This is a genomic window from Bradyrhizobium sacchari (genome assembly GCF_002068095.1).
GTDB classification, from domain to species: Bacteria; Pseudomonadota; Alphaproteobacteria; order Rhizobiales; family Xanthobacteraceae; genus Bradyrhizobium; species Bradyrhizobium sacchari.
Genome location: NZ_LWIG01000010.1, coordinates 240,689 through 262,112, shown reverse-complemented (window position 1 = coordinate 262,112; position 21,424 = coordinate 240,689). Strand labels below are relative to the sequence as shown.

16 protein-coding genes and 2 pseudogenes are annotated in these 21,424 nt (G+C 64.7%); 9 read left to right on the top strand and 9 right to left on the bottom strand.

Annotated features, from left to right (window positions below):
- The first annotated feature begins 78 nt into the window (after positions 1-78).
- From A5906_RS14805 to A5906_RS14785, 5 genes are read left to right on the top strand one after another with little or no spacing between them, the layout of a single operon-like run.
- A complete protein-coding gene (locus tag A5906_RS14805) occupies positions 79-1,311 on the top strand; it encodes an ABC transporter substrate-binding protein (RefSeq protein WP_080135977.1) in 1,233 nt (410 codons plus the stop codon).
- A complete protein-coding gene (locus A5906_RS14800) occupies positions 1,312-2,181 on the top strand; it encodes a branched-chain amino acid ABC transporter permease (protein ID WP_080135975.1) in 870 nt (289 codons plus the stop codon).
- On the top strand, positions 2,165-3,196 hold the full coding sequence (locus A5906_RS14795) for a branched-chain amino acid ABC transporter permease (protein ID WP_245326738.1): 1,032 nt from the start codon (positions 2,165-2,167) through the stop codon (positions 3,194-3,196). The genes A5906_RS14800 and A5906_RS14795 overlap by 17 nt, the downstream gene beginning before the upstream one ends.
- The gene (locus tag A5906_RS14790; protein ID WP_080135973.1) at positions 3,193-3,918 is read left to right on the top strand and encodes an ABC transporter ATP-binding protein; all 726 of its coding nucleotides are present in this window, start codon (positions 3,193-3,195) and stop codon (positions 3,916-3,918) included. Before A5906_RS14795 ends, A5906_RS14790 begins: the two co-directional genes overlap by 4 nt.
- Positions 3,911-4,630, top strand: a complete 720-nt coding sequence (locus A5906_RS14785; protein WP_080135970.1) for an ABC transporter ATP-binding protein — start codon at positions 3,911-3,913, stop codon at positions 4,628-4,630. The genes A5906_RS14790 and A5906_RS14785 overlap by 8 nt, the downstream gene beginning before the upstream one ends.
- Positions 4,631-4,647: 17 nt before the next feature.
- Here A5906_RS14785 and A5906_RS14780 read toward each other — a convergent pair whose 3' ends face one another.
- Positions 4,648-5,463, bottom strand: a complete 816-nt coding sequence (locus tag A5906_RS14780; protein WP_080136142.1) for an AraC family transcriptional regulator — start codon at positions 5,461-5,463, stop codon at positions 4,648-4,650.
- 364 nt (positions 5,464-5,827) lie between these two features.
- Between A5906_RS14780 and A5906_RS14775 the strand changes: the two genes are divergently transcribed.
- The gene (locus tag A5906_RS14775) at positions 5,828-6,133 is read left to right on the top strand and encodes a hypothetical protein (RefSeq protein WP_136615238.1); all 306 of its coding nucleotides are present in this window, start codon (positions 5,828-5,830) and stop codon (positions 6,131-6,133) included.
- A 576-nt stretch (positions 6,134-6,709) separates the two neighbouring features.
- Here A5906_RS14775 and A5906_RS43025 read toward each other — a convergent pair.
- Entirely contained in the window at positions 6,710-6,958 is a 249-nt protein-coding gene (locus tag A5906_RS43025) for a DUF4102 domain-containing protein (protein WP_167523640.1), read from the bottom strand.
- 281 nt (positions 6,959-7,239) lie between these two features.
- On the opposite strand from A5906_RS43025, the gene A5906_RS14765 reads away from it, so the two are divergent.
- Complete coding sequence (locus A5906_RS14765; RefSeq protein ID WP_080135965.1) at positions 7,240-8,694, top strand: sensor histidine kinase; 1,455 nt, start codon at positions 7,240-7,242, stop codon at positions 8,692-8,694.
- Positions 8,691-11,678, top strand: coding sequence for a bifunctional [glutamine synthetase] adenylyltransferase/[glutamine synthetase]-adenylyl-L-tyrosine phosphorylase (locus A5906_RS14760; RefSeq protein WP_080135963.1), 2,988 nt, complete (start codon positions 8,691-8,693; stop codon positions 11,676-11,678). Before A5906_RS14765 ends, A5906_RS14760 begins: the two co-directional genes overlap by 4 nt.
- Here A5906_RS14760 and A5906_RS14755 read toward each other — a convergent pair.
- From A5906_RS14755 to A5906_RS14735, 6 genes and pseudogenes are all read right to left on the bottom strand, one after another.
- Positions 11,635-11,868 carry a formate dehydrogenase subunit delta gene (locus A5906_RS14755; RefSeq protein ID WP_080135961.1) on the bottom strand — a complete coding sequence of 78 codons (234 nt, stop codon included), beginning with the start codon at positions 11,866-11,868 and terminating at the stop codon, positions 11,635-11,637. The genes A5906_RS14760 and A5906_RS14755 overlap by 44 nt on opposite strands.
- Positions 11,858-12,685: a formate dehydrogenase accessory sulfurtransferase FdhD gene (fdhD, locus tag A5906_RS14750; RefSeq protein WP_080135958.1), complete on the bottom strand. Its 828-nt coding sequence runs from the start codon at positions 12,683-12,685 to the stop codon at positions 11,858-11,860. Before fdhD ends, A5906_RS14755 begins: the two co-directional genes overlap by 11 nt.
- 4 nt (positions 12,686-12,689) lie before the next feature.
- Positions 12,690-15,563 (bottom strand): formate dehydrogenase subunit alpha, encoded by a 2,874-nt coding sequence (gene fdhF / locus A5906_RS14745; RefSeq protein ID WP_080135955.1) that lies wholly within the window; start codon positions 15,561-15,563, stop codon positions 12,690-12,692.
- Positions 15,564-15,573: 10 nt separating this feature from the next.
- A pseudogene (locus A5906_RS14740) lies at positions 15,574-16,825 on the bottom strand (complex I 51 kDa subunit family protein); the annotation flags it as partial.
- A 1-nt stretch (position 16,826) separates the two neighbouring features.
- A pseudogene (locus A5906_RS44430) lies at positions 16,827-17,113 on the bottom strand (formate dehydrogenase); the annotation flags it as partial.
- Positions 17,110-17,598 (bottom strand): formate dehydrogenase subunit gamma, encoded by a 489-nt coding sequence (locus A5906_RS14735; protein ID WP_080135953.1) that lies wholly within the window; start codon positions 17,596-17,598, stop codon positions 17,110-17,112. The gene A5906_RS14735 and the pseudogene A5906_RS44430, both read right to left, overlap by 4 nt.
- A 224-nt stretch (positions 17,599-17,822) precedes the next feature.
- Here A5906_RS14735 and A5906_RS14730 point away from each other — a divergent pair, with 224 nt between their 5' ends.
- Entirely contained in the window at positions 17,823-18,716 is an 894-nt protein-coding gene (locus A5906_RS14730) for a LysR family transcriptional regulator (RefSeq protein ID WP_080135952.1), read from the top strand.
- 170 nt (positions 18,717-18,886) lie between these two features.
- Here A5906_RS14730 and A5906_RS14725 read toward each other — a convergent pair whose 3' ends face one another.
- Positions 18,887-21,217, bottom strand: coding sequence for a PAS domain-containing sensor histidine kinase (locus A5906_RS14725; RefSeq protein ID WP_080135951.1), 2,331 nt, complete (start codon positions 21,215-21,217; stop codon positions 18,887-18,889).
- Between the last annotated feature and the right edge of the window lie 207 nt (positions 21,218-21,424).

The window sequence follows — 21,424 nt, the reverse complement described above, 5'->3', positions numbered from 1 at the left end:
CCAGTCTTGATCCCGCCGGCACGGAAAAGGCGACCTGACACCCTGCACGCATTGCTTCTCTCATAGACGGAGACCTCGATGACCAGCCTCAAGGGACCACTGATCAACCGACGTGTGGCGATGAAAGGTGCTGTCGGGCTCGCGGCCGCGACGATGGCGCCCTGGGTTCGCGCCGCAGCACCGCCGCCCGTCAAGGTCGGTGCGATCATGCCGAGTAGCGGCATACTTGCGTTCCCCGGCCAGTCTTGCGTGCGTGGCATCGATCTCGGCGCCAAATTTGCCAGGGAGCGTTATGGCGTCGATATGACCGTCGTCCACGCGGACACGCAGAGCAAGCCGGAGAACGGCAGGATCGCAGCCGACTCTTTGATCCAGCAAGGATGCAACGTCCTGATCGGTGCGTGGGACTCCGGCGCGACCATCTCGGCCCTGCAGGCCGCGGAAGCGGCAAAGATACCCATGGTCGTGCACATCGCGAGCGCCAACCAGGTCACCTCGCAGGGCTTCACGCAGGTGTTTCGCTTCTATCCGCCCGCCGCCACGATCGTCCGCCAGTCGCTCGCCGAAATGAAAGCGCTGGTCACGAGCGTGAACGATCCTCCAAAGGGCGCCGTCGTCCTGCATCTGAGCAACACGATGGGAACGTCCACGGCGACCAGCCTCGATGCGGCCTGGAAGGAACTCGACCTGCCGGTCAAGCTTCTCGAATATATTCCCTATGACGAGAAGGCTCGCGACCTCTCGGTCGAGGTGGCGAAAGCGAAGGCATCCGGCGCCGATGCCCTGGTGTCGGTCACCCGCGTCAACGACGCTATCATGATCATCCGGGAGTGCATCAAACAGGCCTGGAATCCGAAGCTGATCTTCTCGCCGAACGGCAATGGCGTGCCGGACAAGGCATTCTACGACGCGCTCGGAAAGTATGCTGATGGCGCGATGTCCTCGAACCTCTGGTACAATCCGAAGGGCGAAGATGCGCGGACGATCGTGGATCGGTTCCAGTCGACCTATGCCAACGAATGGTTGGATGCCAATTCGGGATGCGCGTTCGAAGCGGTCCAGATCGTGGCCGACGCGGTTGTGCGCGCCAGATCGGCAGTCTCGTCCGAGATCTGCGCCGCGCTGAAGGCGACGGACCTGAAGCCCATCCTCATGTACAGCGGTCCGATCAAGTTCGATGCCACTGGGCAGAACACCGGGGCAGCAGTGACCGTGCTGCAGGCAAAGGAATCGAAACCGCACGTAGTCGGGCCCGATGCAATAGCCGAGTACAAGGCGCGGTATCCTCTCGTGCCGTTCGAGAAGCGCTAGATGCTGACATTGTGGGGCAATGTCCTTGCAAGCGGGATTCTCATGGGTCTCGTTTACGGAATCATCGCGCTGGGGCTGACGATCATCTTCGGCGTCATCCGGATCGTTAATTTTGCGCACGGTGCGATGGTCGTGTTCGGCCTCTATGTCGGCTATTGCGCCGGAGCCTGGTGGGGGATCCCGACGATCGTCGCGGCTGTCGGCGCCGGCGCTCTGCTGTTCGTGTTCGGCTACGGGCTCGAGACGTTGGTGGTGAAGCGGTTCGTCACGCGGCCGCACCATATCCAGTTCATTTTGTTCATCGGCATCTCGCTGGTCCTCAGCGGAGCGCAACTGATCGCGTTCGGGCCCGACCCGCGCCCCTCGGTCTCGCATCTGTCCTTCGAGACCATCGCCGTTGGGCCGATCCGGCTAGACCTTGCCAGGCTGCAGGCCGCAACGGTTGCGGCAGTGATGATCCTGGCGCTGGCGGGGTTCCTCAAATACTCGACATTCGGTCGGTTCATCCGTGCCGCCGCCGACAACCGGCTGGGCGGCCTGATGGTCGGGCTGCCGATCCCGAAGATCTACGCCACGACGTTTGGCATCGGCGCGGCCTGCGCGGGGGGTGCTGGTGCACTGATATCGCCCTTGTTCGATGCCCAGCCGTTCCTCGCCGTCGATTTCACGCTGCTAGCGTTCGTCACGGTCATCGTCGGCGGTCTCGGAAGCTTCGTGGGAGCTCTCGTTGGCGGGCTGACCATCGGTCTCACGGAAGCGTTTGCAGCGCTGTTGTTTGCCCCCTCGCTGAAGTCCGCCTTGTCTTATGGCCTGCTGATGATTGTCCTGATCGTACGTCCAAGAGGGTTCTTCGGTGCAAAAGAAACGTGATGCTTTGCCGGATCGTGGCGCAGTTCTCGGCTGCCTGGCCGCCTTCGCCGTCCTGGCGATGCTCGGCGGCGTGTTGAACCCCTATCTGATCTCGCTGCTGACGATCGTGTTTCTGTTCACCTTCATCGGTCAGTCGTGGAGTATCATGCTGGGGCTCGGCGGTCAGCTCTCGATTGGTCACGCGCTGTTCGTCGGCATCGGCGCCTACTCGGTCGCGGTCCTCAACATCCGCTACGGTCTGAGCCCGTGGTTCGGATTGGTCGTCGGCATGGCGCTGGCAGCCACTATCGGCGCGACGCTGGCCTGGTTGAGCTTTCGCTTTGAGGTCCGCGGCATCTATTTCGCGCTGCTGACGATCGCCGCGGCCGAGTTTTCCCGCGTCGTGTTCAGCGGCTGGGAATTCGTCGGAGGCATGCAAGGCTTGTTCTTCCCGGCGCAATCCGGGCCGAATTCGTTCTGGATGCTGCGCGGCGATGCGCGCTTCTACTATTTCGTTTCGCTTGCCGCAGTTCTGCTCGGCGTCAGCGCCACGGCTCTCATTCGCCTATCCTTCCTCGGCTATGTGTGGCGCGCGATGCGCGACGACGAGGACGCCTCGCGCGCGCTCGGTGTGCGGACGTTCCTGCACAAGATCCTCGTCGTCTCGTTCTCCGGTGCCTGGGCCGCGATCGGCGGGGGACTGCTCGCGCTGGTTCAAGGCTCGGTGTTTCCGGATTCGATCATGGGCATGGGCATCTCGGTCGACATCCTGGTCGGTCCCATCGTCGGCGGGCTCGGAACGGCGTTCGGACCGCTGATCGGGACTCTCATCACGCTGCCGCTGGATCATCTCGCGAGCGCGATCGGCAACAAGTTTGGGATTCCGGGTCTCAACAACGTCGGCTACGGGCTCGCCCTGATTGCCGCCGTCTGGCTGCTGCCGGATGGGATATGGCCGGCGATTGTCAATTCGGCAAAATCCATCACCAGACTTTCCTGGTTCGGCAACCTTCAGATGGAGCAGGTCAAGAAGTGACTGATCTTCTCGAGCTCGACGGCGTCTCGCGCCGGTTTGGCGGATTGCTTGCCGTCGACAATGTGAGCTTCCGCCTGAAAGGCGAAGGCATCACCGCGCTGGTCGGACCGAACGGCGCCGGCAAGACGACATGCTTCAATCTCATTGCCGGCGCCCTCCCGCCGACGCAAGGGTCGATCAGGTTCGGCGGCGAGATCATCTCCGGCTTTCCGGCAGAGGACATATGCCGGCTCGGCATCGGCCGTACCTTCCAGGTCGTCCGGCCCATGCGCGACATGACCGTTCTCGAGAATGTCATGATCGGTGCGTTCAGCTGGACCCGAAAAGTCAGTGAGGCGAGGGACGCAGCGCGCGAAGCGCTTGATATGGTGGGGCTCGGACCAAAGGCCGAAGCCGGCATCAGCAGGCTGACGCTCCCCGACCGCAAGATGCTCGAGACTGCCAAGGCGCTATCGACGCGGCCACGCCTGCTTCTGCTCGACGAAGTGATGGCCGGGCTGCGGCCTCCTGAGGCCGCGGCCGTGGTCGCGGTGCTCAGGCGTCTGGCCGAGAGGGGATTGTCGATCCTGCTCGTCGAGCACGTCATGCGCATCGTGATGGAAGCCGCCGAGCATGTTATCGTTCTCCATCATGGCGCGAAGATCGCCGAGGGTACCCCACGATACATCGTCAGCCATCCTGAGGTCGTCGCCGGGTATCTCGGGGAGGCGTTCCGTGCCTAACGAGCCGCTTCTCACGGTACAGTCTCTTACAGTGGGTTATGGTGGATCCACGGCTCTCGACAGCGTATCGATCAGCATCTATCCGGAGGAGCTGCTGAGCGTCGTCGGCGCAAACGGCGCCGGCAAGACTTCGCTCATTCGGTCGATCGCCGGCGTCGTCCGGCCCCTCGATGGCGAAATACGTTGGCGCGGCGTTGATATTGCGGGTTTTCCACCGTGGGAGATCTGCGAACTAGGTATCGCGCAGGTACCCGAAGGCCGCGAGCTGTTTCGTAATTTATCGGTCGAGGAGAATCTGCTGATCGGTGGCTCGCTCAAGCGGGCAAGAGCCCGCAGATCGGGCAACATACAGCAGGTTTATGGGCTCTTCCCGCGACTCCTGGAAAGGCGGCTGCAGGCCGCGGGCACACTATCGGGCGGCGAGCAGCAGATGCTGGCGATCGGACGCGCCATCATGGCCGAACCCGAACTCATCATGTTCGACGAACCGTCTATCGGGCTTTCGCCATCGCTGACCCGGGCAATGTTCGATATCGTCAAAATGCTGCACGCCAAGAAGACCACCATCCTGCTGGTCGAGCAGAACGTCGCGGACTCGCTTTCGATCGGCGATCGCGGCTACGTGTTGGAGAACGGACATGTTGTGCTTGAAGGCACGGGTGCCGCTCTGCTCACCAACAAGGAGGTGCGGCGCGCCTATCTGGGGCTGTGAGAGCGACTTCCCTGTCGTCAGTTCGTCGCCGAGATACCGCTGATCTTTCGATCGGCCAGATACCGGCGGGGACTCTTGCCCAGCGCCTTCTTGAACATCGTGATGAAGGCGCTTGGCGTCTCATAGCCGAGATCTTGTGAAACAGTCTGAACCGATATTCCAGCCGAAAGTCGTTGCAGTGCGACCAGAATATGCAGACGCTGGCGCCAGCGGCCAAACGTCAATCCTGTCTGCTTCTGAATGAGACGCGCCAGAGTCCTTTCGCTCATGGCGTATCGCTCCGCCCATTCGTCGAGCGTGCTGCGGTCACCGGGGTCGCGCAGGAGAGCCGCGGCGAGTTGCTGCAGGCGGATGTCGCGTGAAATCGGCAGATACATCTGCTCGGAGTCCATCTGAACCAGTTCGTCGAGCAGAACCTGGGCCAGCCGGCTCGTCGGCCCGCCCACAGGATATAGTGGAGGGAACGAGGCAAGTCTGTCGATCAGCTCACGCACAAGGGGCGAGATCGTGAACGTGCAGCATTCGGACGGCAGCTTCATTGCGCGGGGGTCGATGAAGACGCAGTAGATCTTGCCGAAGGATGAGACGCAATTGCTGTGCTGGACGCCTCCTGGGATCCAGACCGCCCCCTGCGGCGGAACGATCCAGAGACCGTCCGGCGCCCGGCACATGACCGAACCGCGGGAGGCTACGACCAATTGCCCCTTTTGATGCGCGTGCATCGGCAATTCGTCATCGTTCTGCCGGGTCTCAATGCAGACGGAGATAACCGGGCGGTCGAGAAAGTCGGGATCGATTGGCGTGTAGTTGATCCGCAGATCTGGCAGCTGCATCATCCGCAGGCCTGCATCGGCCCGTGGAAACCGTGCCTGCATTTCAGGTGGGCGGTACACGATCTTGCTCCGATGATTGGGTCTGCTCGTTGAACTCGGGCGATTTACCTATCTTGTCGTGAGACGGCCCACCAAATATAGCGGCTCTCGCCCGGGTCCGCCAAGGACAATCGGCCCTCTTCATGAAATCACGGCATGATCTGCCGCCGCCAACGCGATCCACGGCAGAAACTGCGACAGCAGAGAGTTGTGGGCTGCCTTCAGCAGAAACTGCTTACGCCAGGGATGGTATCACAGCATTTGCCCGCACGGCCTGTTCAGCGAATGTGGTGTTGGTGGTTGAAATTGATGGAGGTAGCGAACCTTGAGGCGTGTGATCCTAACCGTTCAGGAGATTGAGTTCGCGTTCGCCTGCAGAACATTCGTGCTCGAGATGGATCCGCGCGCCGGGAATCAGATCGTCATTGAAGGCAATGCGCTGGACGTTCCGAATTCAGGGAAAACACGGCGCGCGTTTCTCAGTTATGGTCTTGCAAGGTTGCTGCGTGTTTTCAATAGGGCGATCGAGCAGAGGGCGATCCCGCTCGAACAAGTTCCCGGACTTCTCTCCAATCTGGCTCTCTTCAATGAGAAAGTTCTGAACGCCTTCGAAGCATTTCCCGAGCACTGACAAACAACGAAATCTGACATCTGCCGGCTGGCCAGGGTCTGTCCATTTGCAAGGCGCGCCGGTAGAGGGCGCGATGACTATGATCGCGCGACGAATGCCCACTTTCGGTCGGATGAGCCCGGTGGCGCGACTTGCAAATCATTGATTTTTCTCAGCCAGCAGCTGTCTCTTAATCAGCTGCTCGATCGGCACCCGCAATGTCGCGCGGAGCGCGCGGCTTCCCGAACAGCTCGCGGCATGAGTCCGGTTGAGGCACTCACAAACTGCCTCAGGCAAAGGATTGGATGAGATATCGTAGGTTAGGCTGGTGTGGGGAAAGGCGGTAGCGCTCCAGTGACTCACACCCCCGACAACTCCAAGAACGCAACACGAGTTGCTCTTCGTCGAGAGTTACCAAGCCATTCCGACAAGGCAATCGCTCGGCGATCTCATCACTATCGCGAAGGAGAAGCCGGTCGCGCTCAGCTTCGTATCGGCCGGCTTCGGCAGCACGCATCATCTGGCGGGAGAGCTGTTGAAACGCAACCGCCAGCGGCGAGGTCGTGCACGTGCCCTATCGCGGCGATTCGCAATCCATCACCGCGCTGCTCGGCGGAGCGTCGGCAAGCCGATCACGCCCAAGTCCAAGCGGGCGGCGACGAACGTCGTCGATCTCATGGGAGCGCCGGCCCTGGCGAACTCTATCTGCGCCCATTTGCCCTCGGGGTCGGTGAAACGGAAGGCCCACACCCGATCACCGCTTCCGCGCACGACCAGGTAGAGCCCGCCGGCGTCCGCATGAACGCCAGCTTGCAGGGATTTAACTTGGTTCGAATTGAGCGCCACTTTAACGTCCCCTTTAGCTTACCACTTACCGGCACGGATGCTTTGCCCGTCATGGTCAGTTGTTCCGCAAGGAACCGGTCGGATGTGGGACCGTCACGGATACTTCAAAGAGGCGGATGTGCCGCCTTACCACTTTTTTACCAAGACCGGCTGGCGTTCGGCGATCTTTGGCAAAGACAGACGATAGTTGATTAAGCTAAGTTACTGTAAACAAAGCAGGATACAAAGAGTGACGATGCTCGGCGATAGCAGACGCGGCGCTGAAATTGGATACATGATCCGTGACGGCATTCGGTAAACTCATCCGCACCACGGCGTTCCGGCTCACGCTGGTCTATCTGCTGCTGTTCGCGATGTTCGCGACCTCGCTGCTCGGCTATTTCGCCTGGAACACGCGGCGGCTGATCACCGAAGAAATCACGCAGACGGTGAATGCCGAAACCTCGGAGATCAACGAGATCTACAGCCGCCGCGGCCTGGTCGGCCTCGTGCGCGCGATCGAATATCGCGCGCTCCGGCCGGGTGCCAACCTCTACCTCGTCACCACGCCGACCGGGCAGGCGGTTGCCGGCAATGTCGGCTCACTCGCGCCGGGCGTGATGGCGACGCGCGGCTGGTCCGAGACCGCCTACCGGCGGCTCGAGGATGCCGATGACCGCGATCATCGTGCATTGGTGCGCGTCACCGAACTCGAGAACGGCTTCCGGCTTCTGATCGGCCGAGACCTCGCCGAGCGGCGGCGCCTGTTCGGCATCGTCGCCAAGGCGGCGCAATGGTCGGTCCTCATTGTCGTCGTGCTCGGCCTCGGCGGCGGCATCTTCGTCGCGCGCAGGGTGTTGAGGCGCATCGACGCGATGACCGGCACCGCGCAGCGCATCATGACCGGCGATCTCAGCGAGCGCCTGCCCGTGGGGCGTAGCGGCGACGAGCTCGACCGCCTCGCGGAAAACCTCAACGCCATGCTGGAGCGGATCGAGGCGCTGATGGCCGGGCTGAAGGAAGTCTCCGACAACATCGCCCACGATCTCAAGACCCCGCTGACGCGCCTGCGCAACCGCGCCGAGGAGGCGCTGGCGAAATCGGGCTGCGAGGCCGATTACCGCGCCGCGCTGGAGCGGACCATCGAGGAATCCGACGGGCTGATCCGCACCTTCAACGCATTGCTGATGATCGCGCGGGCCGAGTCCGGACAGGCGCGCGGCAACATGGATGATTTCGACGCCGCCGAGGTCGCAGGTGGCATCCACGAGCTCTACGAGCCGCTTGCCGAGGACGATGGCATGACCCTGAAGGTCAAGGCCGAGCCGGCGCCGGTTCACGGCAACCGCGAGCTGATCAGCCAGGCGCTCGCCAACCTGGTCGAGAACGCCATCAAATACGGCAAGCCGGTCACACAGGCCGGTGGAACCGTGGTCAGCATGGACGCGCGGCAGATCACCATCGAGGCCAGGCGCGAGGGCGACCAAGTGCTGCTCAGCGTCACCGATCGTGGCCCCGGCATTCCCGAAGCCGACCGCAAGCACGCCGTCGAGCGATTCGTGCGACTGGAGGCGAGCCGCACGCTGCCGGGCTCCGGCCTCGGCCTCAGCCTCGCCTCGGCTGTTGCGACACTGCACAGCGGAGAATTGCGGCTGGGCGATGCCCATCCGGGGCTCGTCGCCACGCTGGTGCTGCCGGCGCGCACGGGCGACAGGGTTGCTCTGCCAATACCGGATGTGCCACAGAAGGTGGCATGAACCACTCCGCGCCGGGAAACGCGGACAAGCATGGTGAGAGCCTGGCCGCGCGCTTCGCAGAGGCTCCCCATATTGTCGTTTCCGCAACCGACGAACGCCGTCTTGACAGCTGGCTGGCCGAGCTCGAGCCGACACAATCGGCCCGCCTTGGAGCGTTGCTGATTCATCCCCTGGCCCGGAATGTCCTGGCCGGCATAGCGGAATTCTCGCCCTATCTGTTCGATCTGGTGCGCGCCGATGCGCTGCGCCTGATCCGGCTGCTCGAATGCGATCCGGACGCGCATCTGGCCGCACTGATCGCGGAGGCAAGGGGCGCGGCGTTCGCGGCATCCGACGAGGCCGAGGTGATGCGGCTGCTTCGCCGCATGAAGGCGGAGGCGGCCCTGCTGACTGCGCTGTGCGACATCGGCGGCGTCTGGCCGGTGATGCGGGTGACGGCGGCACTCACCGACGTCGCGGTCTCCTCGGTGCAGGCGGCGCTGCAGTATCAGCTGCGGCAGGAAGCCGCACGTGGAAGGATCCTGCCGCCCAATCCGGAGGTACCGGAAGAAGGCTGCGGCCTGATCGTGCTCGCGATGGGCAAGATGGGGGCGGGGGAGCTGAACTATTCCAGCGACATCGATCTCATCGTGTTCTTCGATCCCGATGCGACGACGCTCGCGCCCGATATCGAGCCGCAGCCGTTCTTTGTCCGTGTGACCCAGGGCATGGCGCGCATCCTGCAACAGCGCACCTATGACGGCTACGTCTTCCGCGTCGATCTGCGCTTGCGCCCTGATCCGTCGTCGACGCAAGTGGCGATCTCGCGCGACGCCGCGCTGCATTACTACGAGCGGGAAGGACGCACCTGGGAGCGCGCCGCGATGATCAAGGCACGCGCCTGTGCCGGCGATGCCCGGGCGGGCGAGGCGCTGCTCGCCGAGATCGCGCCGTTCGTCTGGCGCAAGCACCTCGATTTTGCCGCGCTCGCCGATGTCCACGACATGAAGCGGCAGATGCAGACCTATCGCGGCCAGAGTGAGGTCGCGGTCGAGGGCCACAACGTCAAGGTCGGCCGCGGCGGCATTCGCGAGATCGAGTTCTTCGCGCAGACCCAGCAGCTGATCGCCGGCGGCCGCCATCCGGAATTGCGCGTGCGGCCGACGCTGACGGCGCTCGACGTGCTCGCCAGCAGCAACTGGATCACGATTGATGCGCGGGACGAGCTGACCGCGGCGTATGAATTCCTGCGCCGGGTCGAGCATCGCCTCCAGATGGTCGCGGACGAGCAGACCCATGCGCTGCCCGACGACAAGGACGCCGTCGAGCGCTTTGCCCGCTTCTTCGGCTATCCCGATCGCGAAGCCTTCGCGCGCGACCTGCTGCGGCAGCTCGAGATCGTGCAGGGCCATTACGAAAAACTGTTCGAGGGCGATGACCCGACCGGCACGGCCAAGCTGCCGGCTCTGGACTACAGTGCGGGGCCCGACGACCCACGCCTGCTCCAGCACCTGACGACGCTCGGCTTCAAGAAGCCCGCCGCCGTCGCGCAAACCGTGCGCGACTGGATCACCGGCGACTATCGCGTGTTCCGCAATGAGGCGACGCGCAGCGCCTTCATCGAGTTCGTGCCGGCCCTGATCGACGGTCTGGCGCATGCCGAGGAGCCGGACCGCGCCGTCGTGGCGTTCGATCAGTTCCTCGGGGCGCTGCAGCGCGGTGGCCGGCTGATCACGCTGCTCGGCCAGAACCGCGACCTCGTCGCGCTGGTGGCGCTGGTGCTGGGCGCCGCGCCCCGGCTCGGGGAGATGCTGGCGCGGCAGCCGCAGCTCATGGACGGCCTGATCGATCCGCGCTTCTTCGGCGCGATGCCGGACCGGCAGGAATTGTCGGGACGGCTCGCGACCACCGTGCAGGACGCCGCCTCCTACGAGGAGTTCCTCGATCGCCTGCGCCTGTTCGGGCAGGAGAGCCTGTTCCTGATCGGCACGCGCATCCTCTCCGGCACCGTCTCGGCGCAGCAGGCGAGCACGGCCTTTGCCGATGTTGCCGAAGGCATCGTCCACACCGTTCATGGCCTCGTCGCCGATCGCTTTGCCGCCCAGCACGGCCGGATCAAGGGGCAGGAGACCGCGATCATCGCGATGGGCCGGCTCGGCAGCCGCGAGATGACGGCCTCGTCCGATCTCGACCTGATCCTGCTCTACGATTTCGATGGCGAGAACCCTGACTCGGATGGGCCGAAATCGCTGCAGGGCGCGCATTATTTCGCCCGCTTCACCCAGCGCCTGATCAGTGCCTTCACGACGCGCACCAATTACGGCGTGCTGTACGAGATCGACATGCGGCTGCGCCCCTCGGGGCGTGCCGGGCCGGTGGCGTCGAGCCTTGCCTCCTTCGCTGACTATCAGGCCAACGAGGCCTGGACCTGGGAGCACATGGCGCTGACGCGCGCACGCGTGGTGTCGGCTTCCCCTGAATTCAGGGAACGCATCGAGCGCGTCATTCGCGATGTCCTGACCCGCCGCCGCGATGGTGCGGTCATCGCCAATGACGTCGCCGACATGCGGCGCGCGATCGGCCAGGAGAAGGGCGAGACCGATTATTGGGATCTCAAATACGCCGCCGGCGGCATGATCGACATCGACTTCATCGCGCAATATCTCCAGCTCGTGCACGCCCACGACAAGCCGGAGATCCTCGACGTCAGCACGATGCAGGTGCTGGACAACGCCTGCAGGCTCGGTGTGCTCGGACAATCGGAGACCGAGATCCTGCGTGCGGCGGCGCGGCTCTATCACGATTTGACGCAGATCCTGCGGCTCTGCGTCAGCGACCGCTTCAAGCCGGAAACCGCCGGCACCGATCTGTTGCGCGTCATGGCGCGCGCCGGCGATGCGCCGGACTTCTCGTCGCTGGAAGCGCGGGTGAAGGAAACCCAGGGCGAGGTGCGGCGCGTGTTCAGGGCGCTACTGGGAGGGGCGTCGTCTGCTTCAGCGAGGTGATGGCCTCGCGTACGTTCGGCTCCAGGCCCGCGCCGCCGGCATCGAGATGGGCGAAGATCGCGCGCTTCATCCGGGGATCCCAGAACTTCTTGATGTGCTCGGCTATCCCCGGCACGGCCTTGTCATGGCCTTGGCTGCTGAAGAACTTGCCGATCTGGTTGGCCATGTAGATCAGGCGGTCAGGCGACATCGGCAACCTCCGTGGCATGGCGGGCGGCGATCCGGCCACCATGCGAAAACACTTCAAATCCGTCCTGGCGGGCAATCGCGATCAGCGTGATGCCCGCGGCTTCCGCCGTGCGCACCGCGAGCGCGGTCGGCGCGGAGACCGCGACCATCACCGGCGCGCCGATTGCGGCGGTCTTCTGCACCATCTCGACCGAGACGCGGCTCGTCAGCAGCACCATGCCGCCGCTTGCATCGGTGCGGCTGCGCGCCAGGGCGCCGGCGAGCTTGTCCAGCGCATTGTGGCGACCGACATCCTCGCGCAGTGCGACGATGTTGCTGCTAGGAGACCAGAACGCAGCGGCGTGCACGGCGCGGGTCTGCAGATTGATCGATTGCAGCGGCGCGATGGCCTGCATCGCCAACATGATCTGCTCGGGCGTGAAGGTCTGCCCGTGCGGCACGACAGCCGCGGGCCGCACGGCCTCGGCAATGGATTCGATGCCGCAGATGCCGCAGCCGGTTGGGCCTGCGACGTGGCGGCGGCGCTCGCTGATGAGCGCCGCATCTTCCGCTGCCAGCCACATCCTGAGCTCGATGCCGTCGTCGAGGCGAACCACGTCGAGCGACTTGATGTCGTCGACCGACTTGATGACGCCCTCGTCCAGGCTGAACCCGACGGCAAAATCCTCGAGGTTCTGCGGCGTTCCCATCATGACGGCATAGGTGCCGCCATTATAGGTCAGCGCCAGCGGCGTCTCCTCGGGGATCAGCCGGGTCCCCTCTGACGCGATGCCGTCGCGCCAGATCTCGCGGTCGATGGCCTGGACGGGCACGTGCATGCCGTTACTCCGCGGCTTCGGCGGGGATGATGCGGCGGGATTGCCGCGCCTGCGCGTCATAGGCCTTCTGCCAGTCGGACGGGCCGTTCGAGGGCGAGACCTCAACCGCCGTGACCTTGTATTCGGGGCAGTTGGTCGCCCAGTCCGAATAGTCGGTGGTGATGACGTTGGCCTGCGTGTCCGGGTGGTGGAAGGTGGTGTAGACCACACCAGGCGCGACGCGGTCGGTGATCTCCGCGCGCAGTGTGGTCTCGCCGGCGCGGCTCTTCAGCCGCACCCAGTCGCCGTCGCGCACGCCGCGCTGCTCGGCATCGTGCGGGTGGATCTCGAGGCGATCCTCGGCATGCCAGACCACGTTGTCGGTGCGCCGGGTCTGCGCCCCAACATTGTATTGGCTGAGGATGCGGCCGGTGGTGAGCAGCAGCGGATAGCGCGGGCCGGTGCGCTCGTCGGTTGCGACATATTCGGTCACGACGAACTTGCCCTTGCCGCGGACGAAGCCGTCGATATGCATCACCGGCGTGCCCTCGGGCGCCTTCTCGTTGCAGGGCCACTGCACCGAGCCGAGCTCGTCCAGCCTGGCGTAGGAGACGCCGGCAAAGGTCGGGGTCAGCGCCGCGATCTCGTCCATGATCTCGGACGGGTGGCTGTACGTCATCTCGAAGCCCATCGCCTTGGCGAGGCCGATGGTGACCTCCCAGTCGGCAAGGCCGTTCTTCGGCGTCATCACCTTGCGCACGCGCTGGATGCGGCGCTCGGCGTTGGTAAAGGTGCCGTCCTTCTCGAGGAAGCTCGAGCCGGGCAGGAAGACGTGGGCGTAGTTCGCGGTCTCGTTCAGGAAGAGGTCGTGGACGATGACGCATTCCATCGCCGACAGCGCCGCCACCACGTGGCTGGTGTTGGGATCGGACTGGAGGATGTCCTCGCCCTGCACATAGATGCCCATGAACGTGCCTTCGACCGCGGCATCGAACATGTTGGGAATGCGCAGGCCTGGCTCGGGGTTGAGCTTGACGTTCCACAGCGCTTCGAACTGGTCGCGCACGGCATCGCCCGAGATGTGGCGGTAGCCGGGCAGCTCGTGCGGAAACGAGCCCATGTCGCAGGAGCCCTGAACGTTGTTCTGGCCGCGCAGCGGGTTCACGCCGACGCCGGGGCGGCCGATATTGCCGGTCGCCATCGCAAGGTTGGCGATCGCGATCACGGTGGTCGAGCCCTGGCTGTGCTCGGTGACGCCGAGGCCGTAATAGATCGCGCCGTTGCCGCCGGTGGCGTAGGTGCGGGCCGCTTCGCGCAGATCCTTCGGATTGACGCCGGTGAGGATGGCGGTGGCTTCCGGACTGTTGTTCGGCCGGGCGACGAACGCAGCCCATTCCTCGAACTCGGCCCAGTCGCAGCGCTCACGTACGAAGGCTTCGTTGACGAGGCCCTCGGTGACGATGACATGCGCCAGCGCGGTCATCACCGCGACATTGGTGCCGGGCATCAGCGGCAGATGCAGCGCCTTCACGTGCGGCGATTCCACCATCTCGGTGCGGCGCGGATCGATCACGATCAGCTTGGCGCCCTGGCGCAGCCGCTTCTTCAAACGCGAGGCGAACACCGGATGGGCGGATGCCGGGTTGGCGCCGATCACGACGACGACGTCGGTGTCCTCGACCGAGTCGAAATCCTGCGTGCCGGCGGAGGTGCCGAAGGTGGTGGCGAGGCCATAGCCGGTCGGCGAGTGGCAGACGCGGGCGCAGGTATCGACATTGTTGTTGCCGAAGCCGGCGCGGATCAGCTTCTGCACCAGATAGGTCTCTTCGTTGGTGCAACGGGACGAGGTGATGCCGCCGATGGCGTCGCGGCCGTACTTCTTCTGGATACCGCGCATCTTGGCGGCGGCAAAGGAGAACGCCTCGTCCCAGGGCACTTCGCGCCAGGGATCCTCGATCCGTTCGCGGATCATGGGCTTGAGAATGCGTTCCTTGTGGTTGGTATAGCCCCAGGCGAAACGGCCCTTGACGCAGGAATGGCCGCGGTTGGCCTTACCGTCCTTGTACGGCACCATGCGCACGACTTCCTCGCCGCGCATCTCGGCCTTGAAGGCACAGCCGACGCCGCAATAGGCGCAGGTGGTGACCACGGAATGCTCGGGCTGGCCGATCTCGATCACGGATTTTTCCGTCAGCGTCGCCGTCGGGCAGGCCTGCACGCAGGCGCCGCAGGAGACGCATTCGGAACCGAGGAAGCTTTCGCTCATGCCCGGCGAGACGCGGCTGTCGAAGCCGCGGCCGGAGATGGTCAGCGCGAAGGTGCCTTGCACCTCCTCGCAGGCGCGGACGCAGCGCGAGCAGACGATGCACTTGGAGGGATCGTAGGTGAAGTACGGGTTGGACTCGTCCTTCGGCATCCAGTGGTCGTTGTCGCAGCCATGGCTCTTGGCGTAGACGTGGTTCTCGCCCTCATAGCCATAGCGCACGTCGCGCAAGCCCACGGCGCCGGCCATGTCCTGCAATTCGCAATCGCCGTTGGCGCCGCAGGTGAGGCAGTCGAGCGGATGGTCGGAGATGTAGAGCTCCATCACGCCCTTGCGCAGCTTCTTCAGCCGCTCGGTCTGGGTGTGCACGACGAGGCCGTTCATGACCGGCGTGGTGCACGAGGCCGGCGTGCCGGCGCGGCCCTCGATCTCGACGAGGCAGAGCCGGCAGGAGCCGAACGCGTCGACCATGTCGGTCGCGCACAGCTTCGGGATCTGGTGGCCGGCGTCCATCGCCGCGCGCATGATCGAGGTGCCCTCGGGCACGGTGACCTGGTTGCCGTCGATGGTCAGCGTCACCATCGTCGTCGATTTGGAGCGCGGCGTGCCGTAGTCGATTTCTTCGATCAGAGACATTGTCGTTCTCCTATTCCGCGGCCTGAAGCCTGGTCGGGATGGGGGCGAAATCCTCCCTGAAGTGCTGCAACGCGCTGAGCACGGGGTAGGGCGTGAAGCCGCCGAGCGCGCAGAGCGAGCCGAATTTCATGGTGTTGCAGAGGTCTTCGACCAGCGCGAGGTTTTCGTGGACGCGCTCGCCGTTGATGATCTTCTCGATGGTCTCGACGCCGCGGGTCGAGCCGATCCGGCACGGCGTGCACTTGCCGCAGGATTCGACGGCGCAGAACTCCATGGCGAAGCGCGCCTGCCTGCGCATGTCGACGCTGTCGTCGAACACGACGATGCCGCCATGTCCGATCAGGCCGTCGCGCGCGGCAAAGGCCTCGTAGTCGAACGGGGTGTCGAATAGCGCGCGCGGGAAGTAGGCGCCGAGCGGCCCACCGACCTGCACGGCGCGCAACGGGCGGCCCGTGAAGGTGCCGCCGCCGATGTCGTCGACGAGCTCGCCCAGCGTCACGCCGAATGCGGTCTCGAACAGCCCGCCGTAGCGGATGTTGCCGGCGAGCTGGATCGGCATCGTGCCGCGCGAGCGGCCCATGCCGAAATCGGCATAGGCCTTGGCGCCCTCGGCAAGGATGAAGGGGATCGCCGCGAACGACAGCACGTTGTTGATGACGGTCGGCTTGCCAAACAAACCATGGTGCGCCGGCAGCGGCGGCTTGGCGCGCACGATGCCGCGGCGGCCTTCCAGGCTCTCCAGCAGCGAGGTCTCCTCGCCGCAGACATAGGCCCCGGCGCCGACCCGCACTTCGAGATCGAAGCTATAGGTCGAGCCGCCGATCTTGTCGCCGAGATAGCCGCCGCGCTTCGCAGCCACGATCGCGGCGTTCATGGCCTCGACCGCGTGCGGATATTCGCTGCGGATGTAGATGTAACCCTTGGTCGCGCCGACGGTGATGCCGGCCGTCGTCATGCCCTCGATCACCAGGAAGGGATCGCCTTCCATGATCATGCGGTCGGCAAAGGTGCCGCTGTCGCCTTCGTCGGCATTGCAGACGATGAACTTGCGGTCGGCCTTGGCTTGCGCCACCGTCTTCCACTTGATCCCGGTCGGGAAGCCGGCGCCGCCGCGGCCGCGCAGACCGGATGCGGTGACTTCGTTCAGGATCGCATCGGGGCCGAGCGACAATGCGCGCTCGAAACCCTTGTAGCCGCCATGGGCGCGGTAGTCGTCGAGCGAGCGCGGATCGATCACGCCGCAGCGGGCGAAGGTGAGGCGGNGGGATCTCGTCGGTCGCACCGAGCCGCAACAGATGCGGCGTGTTGCGCGCGAGCGCGTCGAGCAGAGAGGACACGTCGGCCGCGGTGACGGGGCCGAAGGCGATCCGGCCTTGCGGCGTCGCGACCTCGACCAGCGGCTCCAGCCAATACATGCCGCGCGAGCCGGTCCTGACGATCTCGATCGTAACGCCGCGCTTGGCCGCAGCCCGTTCCAGCGCCAGCGCAACCTCGTCGGCGCCGACGGCGACCGCGCCCGCATCGCGGGAGACGAAAAGACGTATGCTCATCGCTGGGCCTCCGCGACGAGGGCATCGAGGCGCTTCTCGTCCAGCCGGCCGATGAGGCGGCCGTCGAGCATCGCGGACGGCGCGGTCGCGCACAGGCCGAGGCAGTAGATCGGCTCCAGCGTAACGCGATCATCGGCCGTCGTGTTGCCGAGCAACACACCGAGCTTCGTCTCGGCGCGCGCAGCCAGCGCATCGCCGCCGGCAGCCTGGCAGGCTTCGGCGCGGCACAGCTTCAGCACGTGGCGGCCGGCCGGTTTGTGGCGGAAATCATGGTAGAAGGTGAACACGCCGTGCACTTCGGCGCGCGACAGGTTGAGCGCCCGCGCAACCATGGGAATCGCGGCTTCCGGCACGTAGCCGAACGCCTCCTGAAGCGCGTGCAGGATGACCAGCGTCGCGCCTTCCTGCCCGGCATGTTCGGCGATGATCTCGGCGCCGCGCGCTTCTTCCCAATGCTCGTAACGAGGTTCGTAAAGCGTTGTCATTGTTCGTTCTCAACCTGAGCGTTCCTCCGGCGCAAACTATTTGGAATCATTCGAAGATCAATAAAGCTGTCTCATGCTGCGATTGCGAATTCGGATCGATTTGCAACCGCAATCGGTCGATACAAAATGGTAATGAAGATTGTATCGGCTGCCGGTTTTTGCGTGTTGGTGCAGGCCCGGCATGCTAGCTTGCACGCCGACATAGAATCCGAGGGGACGACCGGTTGATCGACAAGCTTGAACTGCTGCTGGCGCTGGCGAAGGAGCGGCATTTTGGACGCGCAGCAGAGGCCTGCGGGGTCACGCAGCCCACCATGTCGACCGGGCTGAAGCAGCTCGAGGAGATCCTCGGCGTGATGCTGGTCCAGCGCGGCTCCCGCTTCCAGGGGTTTACGCCGGAGGGCGAGCGGGCGCTGGACTGGGCGCGGCGGATCGTGGGCGATGCCCGTGCCATGCGCGACGAGATCAACGGGCTGAAGCACCAGCTCTCCGGCGAGATCCGCATCGCCGCGATCCCGACCGTGCTCGGCATGGTCGCCTCGCTGACGACGCCGTTCCGCGCGCGGCATCCCGAGGTGCGCTTCCGCATCCAGTCGACGACGTCATCGGAGGTGCTCGGTCTGCTCGAAAATCTCGAGGTGGACGCGGGGCTGACCTATATCGAGAACGAGCCGATCGGCAAGGTGCGCACCATTCCGCTCTACAACGAGAGCTATCGCCTGCTCACCGCGCCCGATGCGATGTTCGGCGACCGTGAGACGGTGACCTGGACCGAGGTCGGGCAGGTGCCGCTGTGCCTCTTGACGCCCGACATGCAGAACCGCCGCATCATCGACCGCGCGCTGCGCTCGGTCGGCGCGGAGGCGACACCGACCCTGACCTCGAACTCGCTGCTGGTGCTGTTCACGCATGTGAAGACGGGACGCTGGGCGAGCGTGATGCCGGCCAAGCTCGCCGAGACGCTCGGCCTGTCCGATACGGTGCGCTCGATCCCGATCGTCGACCCCGAGGTCAATTACAGCATCGGCATGGTGATCCCGCAGCGCGACCCGATGACGCCGCTGATCGCGGCGCTGGTCAATGTCGCGCGGGAAGTCGCGCCGACGCTGCAATTGTAGATCCGAGCAAGGGCCTCGTCCTTCGAGACGCGCCGGGCGCGCTCCTCAGGATGAGGCTCCGCGCCATTGTGCTCCCTTGAAGCTGCTGCCACGCACTGTGCCCTCATCCTGAGGGCCCGTCGAAGGCGGGCGTCTCGAAGGATGGCCGCAGGCATGTAGCTCGCGCCGCCTCAAGCCGCGGCGGAAATCCCGGATGCTGCCCTGGCGGCGTCGCGCGGCAGGGTCACGCGGACGATGGTGCCGACATCGATTTTCGAGCGCAGCCGCATCGAGCCGCCGTGGAGCTGGGTCAGCGAGCGGGCGATGGCGAGGCCCAGCCCCGAGCCATGATAGGTCTTGGTGAGCTGGCTCTCGACCTGCTCGAACGGGCGTCCGAGCCGCGCCAGCGAATGCGGCGCGATGCCGATGCCGGTGTCGGCGATCATCAGCACGATCCTGTCCTCGAGCTGCCGGCTGCGCACCACGATGCGTCCGCCGTCGGGCGTGAACTTCACGGCGTTGGAAAGCAGGTTGACGATGATCTGCTTGGTGGCGCGGCGGTCGGCGACGACCGAGATGGATTTTGCGATATCGGCATCGAGCGTCAGGTGCTTGTCCTGCGCGCGGCCGGAGACGACCCGCAGCGACTCCGCGAGCGTCCGTGCGAGGTCCAGCTCTTCCATGTCGAGCTTCATGCGGCCGGCCTCGATCTTGGACATGTCGAGGATGTCGTTGATGACCTCGAGCAGGTAATGGCCGCTGGTCAGGATGTCCTGGCAGTATTCCTGGTACTTCTCGCTGCCGAGCTCGCCGAACATGCCGCTTCCCATGATCTCGGAGAAGCCGATGATGGCGTTGAGCGGCGTGCGCAGCTCGTGGCTCATATTGGCGAGGAATTTCGACTTGGTCTGGTTGGCCTCCTCGGCGCGGGTCTTTTCGCGCTGGTACTTCTCGGCGAGGTCGGCGAGCTCGTTGGTCTGGCGCTCCAGCGCAGCCTGCGAGCGCTTGAGGTCGATGACGGTGGCGCGCAGGCGCAAATCGTTGTCGACCAGCTTCTGCTCGTGCTCCTTGATGCGGGTGATATCGGTGCCGACCGAGACGTAGCCGCCATCCTTGGTGCGGCGCTCGCTGATGTGCAGCCAGCTGCCGTCGTCGAGCTGCGCCTCGAAGGTGCGCGCGCCCGGGCCCTGGCTCGCGGTCTCGTTGTGGCGGGTGCGCACCTCCGGCATGCGGCCGACCTCGAGCACGGTCTCGTAGGAGGTGCCGGGGATGACGGCGCTGTCGGGCAGCTTGTGCAGGCGCTGGAAATGCGAGTTGCAGAGCACGAGGCGGTCGCTCGCGTCCCACAGCACGAAGGCTTCGGGAATGGTCTCGATGGCATCGCGCAGGCGCAGGTCCGCTTCGACCGTCCGCTCGGCGAGGCTCTTCTGCTCGGTGATGTCGACGGCGATGCCGATCAGGTGCACGCTGGAATCGGTCGCGCCACGGGTCTTTTCGCAGCGGACGCGGAGCCAGATCCAGTGACCGTCCACATGTTGCATGCGGAAGGTCTGGTCGATGTGGTCGATCTTCTCGGAGATCAGCTGGTCGGCGATCTCGAACAGGTCGATATCGTCGGACTTCACCAGCGCGTTGACCTCGCCGAAGGTGAGCAGCTCGTTGCGGCCGTCGAGGCCGAGCATCGAGAACATCGACTGCGACCAGAAGATCCGGCCGCGCGACAGGTCCCAGTCCCACAATCCGCAGCGGCCGCGGTTCAGCGCGGTGTCGATCCGGCCGCGCACGGCGTCGTTGATGAGGTCGCCCTCGCGGGCGCGGGTGGACTGCCAGTGGAAGGCGAAGCCGAGGATCAGGACGACGAAGCCGGTGGTCGCCGACAGCGTCACCGAAAGCGCGGCGTCCGAGCCCCAGATCGGCTCGTTGCGCTCCTGGATCACGGTGACGAAGCCGGGCAGCGACTTGATCTGGCGCGAGGTCGCCATCGCGGCGTTGCCGCTCGGCAGCGTCATGTCGGAGATGTTGCCGTCGCGGGGCGGCGCTGCGAGCAGCTGGGCCGTGGTGATGGCATCGAGCAGGCGGTCGTTGCCGGAAGGATCGCTGTCGATGGGAATGCGGGCGAGGATGCGGCGGTCGATCCCGGCCGAAGTGACGATGACGTGGCGGCCCGTCGCGGTGCCCCAGGACGGGATCAGGTCGGGCAGCAGCGCCGGCATGCGCTCGATGTTCTTCTGCCGCTCGATCCGCGAGGAGGTGAGGCGGTCGATGCGCTCGGCGAGCAGATCGGCGAGCGCGGAGATGTCGTGCCGGATCACCAGCCGCTTCTGGCGCGTCTGGTCGACGACTTGCACGAACGCGCCGAGGCAGATCGTGATCAGGAACGCGATGATGAGCGTCGGCACGGCACGGCGCAACGCCGGCTCTGCGATCAGGAGCCGGTGATAGGCAGGTTTCGCGATCGATTGCGCCAATCCCTTGATCGAATCGGATTGGACGCACGCGTTCGCGGCGTCTGCACGCGACATGCCTTCGGCCCCCTGAAAACCAGCTTGCAACTTGAGCTCGGAAGCAGCCCCACGTCGCTTCCGAATCACACCGATTTGAATCCAGTTTTGCCGGGCTGTCGAGAGTCAACGAATCGTTAACGCGAATTTATTCTTATCCAATGCGGAGTTTGTGCGCCGTGGGCCCGCAAACTCACGTGCGCGATGAGTCCGAAACGAGAACGCGTG